The organism is uncultured Stenotrophomonas sp. (assembly GCF_963519925.1).
GTDB lineage: Bacteria > Pseudomonadota > Gammaproteobacteria > Xanthomonadales > Xanthomonadaceae > Stenotrophomonas > Stenotrophomonas maltophilia_AE.
The window spans coordinates 1-3,494 of the sequence record NZ_CAUQPH010000226.1 but is presented as its reverse complement, the minus strand read 5'-3'; the positions used below and the strand labels follow the sequence as shown (position 1 = coordinate 3,494).

At 69.1% G+C, this 3,494-nt stretch carries 3 protein-coding genes; all 3 read right to left on the bottom strand.

All coding sequences use genetic code 11. The features are described 5' to 3' along the window. Positions 1–145 precede the first annotated feature (145 nt). Positions 146–1,222 (bottom strand): serine hydrolase, encoded by a 1,077-nt coding sequence (locus RWO33_RS19775; protein ID WP_314107122.1) that lies wholly within the window; start codon positions 1,220–1,222, stop codon positions 146–148. Between the two features lie 297 nt (positions 1,223–1,519). Further along, positions 1,520–3,088: a PepSY-associated TM helix domain-containing protein gene (locus RWO33_RS19770; RefSeq protein WP_314107120.1), complete on the bottom strand. Its 1,569-nt coding sequence runs from the start codon at positions 3,086–3,088 to the stop codon at positions 1,520–1,522. Positions 3,089–3,098: 10 nt separating this feature from the next. Further along, positions 3,099–3,362 carry a hypothetical protein gene (locus RWO33_RS19765; protein ID WP_314107118.1) on the bottom strand — a complete coding sequence of 88 codons (264 nt, stop codon included), beginning with the start codon at positions 3,360–3,362 and terminating at the stop codon, positions 3,099–3,101. Between the last annotated feature and the right edge of the window lie 132 nt (positions 3,363–3,494).

Genomic DNA, 3,494 nt, shown 5'->3' with positions numbered 1-3,494 from the left:
GCGTGGCTGCGCGTCACGCCACTGTTCGCCCCGCTGCGGCAGGCGGCCGGCTGGGAGCGCCTGCTGGCCCGGATCGACGCGGACGTGGCCGCCCAGCGCGCACAGGTACTGGCAGCGTCCTGGCGCCCCGATGACCTGCAGGGCCTCAGCGCAACGCCGGCAGCAGGAATTCGGTAAGCACCCGGCGCGACTGCGGGTGGGCGTAACTGCGGTTGTAGGCCCTGCTGGTCACCACCGCGACCAGCTTCCTGTCCGGCATCACGAACACGTAGTTGCCGCCGTTGCCCGACATCGCCCACACCGTGGTTTCCTTTCCGTCCACCGGCAGCTTCAGGCCCCACCACTGGTAGCCGTAGTCGCTGCCGTCGTCGGTCTGCGCCTGCGGGCGGATCATTGCCGCGATGTAGTCGGCAGGCACCAGTTGTTTGCCCTGCCAGCGGCCACCGGCCAGCACCAGCTCGCCCAGCCGGGCCAGGTCACGGCTGCGGTAGCGGGTGCCGCCGCCGCCCATGCCGATACCTTCGGGGGAACGGTTCCAGTGACTGCGGGTGATACCCAGCGGGCGTTCGAGCGCTTGCGCGGCGTAGTCGGCCAGCGGCAGCTTCGTGGTCCGTTCCAGCACCGCGCCCAGTACGAACGAATCGGCCGTGCAGTAGGCGTGCGCGCGCCCGTGCGGGCTGTTCTCCGGGCGGCTCATCCAGGGCGCGAAGCCCTTGACCGGCAGCGCCAGCGCGAAGTCCAGCCAGCGCTCGGTCACGTACATGCGCTCTTCGTTGCCGGCGGAAAATTGATTCTGGTCATCGCATTCCCACAGGCTGCTCATGGTGAGCAGGTCCTCGACCATGGTGCCGCGCAGGCGGGCATCCACCGGGTGTTTCGCGGTGAATTCCGGGAAGTAGTCGTAGACCCGGGCCTGCACCCCGGGCAGGTGCCCGTCGCCGATCGCTGCGCCCACCAGCAGGGCGGTCACGCTCTTGCTGGCCGAACGCACGTCGTTCAGGGTTTCGGCATCGGCGCCATTGAAGTAGTGCTCGTAGGCCACCTTGCCGTCCACCAGCAACAGCACGCTGGTGACCTGTTTGATCTCGTCGCTGGCAACGGCCGCCTCCAGCGCGGCGAGCGGTGCAGGGTCGAGGCGCGGCGAGGCGGCCTGAGCCGCGGTGGGCAGGCAAGCGGTGATGGACAGGACCAGTGCGGCGAAACGACGGGCGGGGTGGGGCATGGTGGCGCTCCTCGGAAGTGAGGTGCCACTACGCCAGCACCGCGTCTGAAGTGCTGGAAGAACGCCTGAAGAATTCTGAAAGCGGCACCCAGCCTGCATCTGGCGATGCAATCGTCGGTAGGGTCGGTTCCCGAACGACCGCCCATAGCGGCGCAACATTCGGTAGCGCATGACCTCGAACGGGGCGACGCATTTCGCGCGAATCTCCGCCGCTGGTCATGCGTTACCGAACCGATCACCGTTATCGACGGTCGTTTGGGAACCGACCCTGCCAAAGCGGGCGACGCCCTTTGTCCGTTACGCCCGCGTGTGCGCCCACACGCTGTTCGGGTCGCCGTTTACGGCCCGGCGCTGCGTTGCGCGAGCCATGGCCGCAAAGCCCAGCGCCATCGCCAGCGCCACGCCGTCCACCCAGAACAGCGGCCAGTAGCCGTGCGTGGCGCTGGTCCACAGCCACCAGCCGCTCATCGCGCCATGCACCACCGGGATCAACGCGGTGACGATCGCTGCCGCCCACAATAGCTCCACCGCCGCCTTGGACGGCGCGCGCAGCGCGGCCCACAGGGCGCAGCCGCCCCAGACCAGGAAGCAGGTCCAGCGCATGCCAGCATCGGCGTGCGCGGGGGCCAGGTGTTCCAGCAGCTGCACGCTGACGAACGCCGCCGACACCGCCACGCACAGCCCGATGCACACGCCCACCGTGGCCCGCGCCATGTTGATCTGCGCGCGCCCCTGTACGACCTGGCGGCGCTTGCGCCGCGACTCGATCCACAGCAGGTTGCCCGAATAGAACAGGAAGGCACCCCCCAGGCCGAGCGCGAAATACAGCCACGGCACCCAGCCGTTGCCGAACTCGCCGAAGTGCAGCGCGTAGGCCGCAGCCAGCGTCGCATGGTTGGCGTCGCGCTGCCCGGGCAGCTGGGTGTGCAGCACCTCGCCGGTGTTGGCGTCCAGCGCGACCGCGCCCAGCGGCCCCAGTGACACACCGCCGTCGCCGGTGATCTCGATGGTGGCATTCGCATCGCCGGCATTGGCCAGCTTCAGGTAGGCCGGCTCGAAGTGCTTCTGGCCCAGCTCGTTGGCCACCGCGATCGAGCGTGCGTGCAGCATCGCCAGGCTGCCGGCGCGTACGGGCTGGTTGGCCGGTGCGCGGATCGGGGCGGTATCGGTGGCGCCGGGAATCGCAGCCAGCAGCTTGCCGTCGTAGATCAATGGATTGAGCGCGGCCATCTGCAGGAACATCAGGCACAGCAACGCGCCGGTGACCGCGAACAGCAGGTGGAAGGGCAGGCTGAGCACGCCGATCACGTTGTGCGCGTCCTGCCACATCTGCTTCAGGTTGCGGCCCGGGCGCAGCGCGAACAGGTCGCCGACCAGCTTTGGCAGGTGGATCACCAGCCCGGACAGCAGCGCCAGCCCGTACAGCAGGCTGACCACGCCCATCAGGTAGATGCCGGCCACCGGCAGGCCCAGCGTGTAGTGCAGCTCATTGACCAGCTCGGCCAGCCCGGCCTGCGGTGGGGTAGGGCTGCCATCGACATGGTCGGCCCAGGCGAACAGCCAGGTGCCCTTGGCGTCCTGCCAGTAGGCGATGGACTGCGGCGTTTCCGCGCCGGGGAAGGTCATGCCCACGTGCCTGCGCGCATCCGGATGCCGGGCCAGCACGCCATCGAGCAGGCGCTGCGCGTCGTCCAGGGTCTGCGCCGGCTGGTCCATGCCCTGCGGCGACTGCCACAGCGGCAGGTCGTGGTGGAACACGGTGATCGCACCGGCGTAGAACGCCACGAACAGGGCAAACCCCGCCACCAGGCCAACCCAGGTGTGCACGGTGGTGAAGGTACGCAGGGTGAGCGAACTGAATTTCATCGGACAGGCCTCACTGCACCCAGTCGAAGTGGCGCAGCAGCCACAGCAGGCCGAAGCCGGACGCAGCGGTGGCACCCAGCCACAACCACGCACGCAGCCCGGTACGGAACGAGAATGCCCACAGCGCGGCCAGCATCCACAGCGGAATGAAGGCGACCATGCTGGGCACGATCACTGCCTGCCAGGGGCCGGACGGCACCCAGGTGATCAGGCCGGCGGCGGCGGCCGCCACGAAGAAGCCTGCCAGCAGGCCGGCCAGCGCACGTGCCCACATCAGCGTCGCGCCTCCGCGTCCGGCCGCGTCCAGGCGGCGAGGTAGGGCAGCACCAGCGCGGTCAGCATCCAGCCGCCCAGGGTGACGCAGAAGCCGGTAGCGAAGCCGAGCTGGCCCATCCACAGCCAGAGC

Bases quoted from the DNA above. Each gene is read 5' to 3' on its own strand.
- RWO33_RS19775 (WP_314107122.1), bottom strand. From the start codon at position 1,222: ATGCCCCACCCCGCCCGTCGTTTCGCCGCACTGGTCCTGTCCATCACC.
- RWO33_RS19770 (WP_314107120.1), bottom strand. From the start codon at position 3,088: ATGAAATTCAGTTCGCTCACCCTGCGTACCTTCACCACCGTGCACACC.
- RWO33_RS19765 (WP_314107118.1), bottom strand. From the start codon at position 3,362: ATGTGGGCACGTGCGCTGGCCGGCCTGCTGGCAGGCTTCTTCGTGGCG.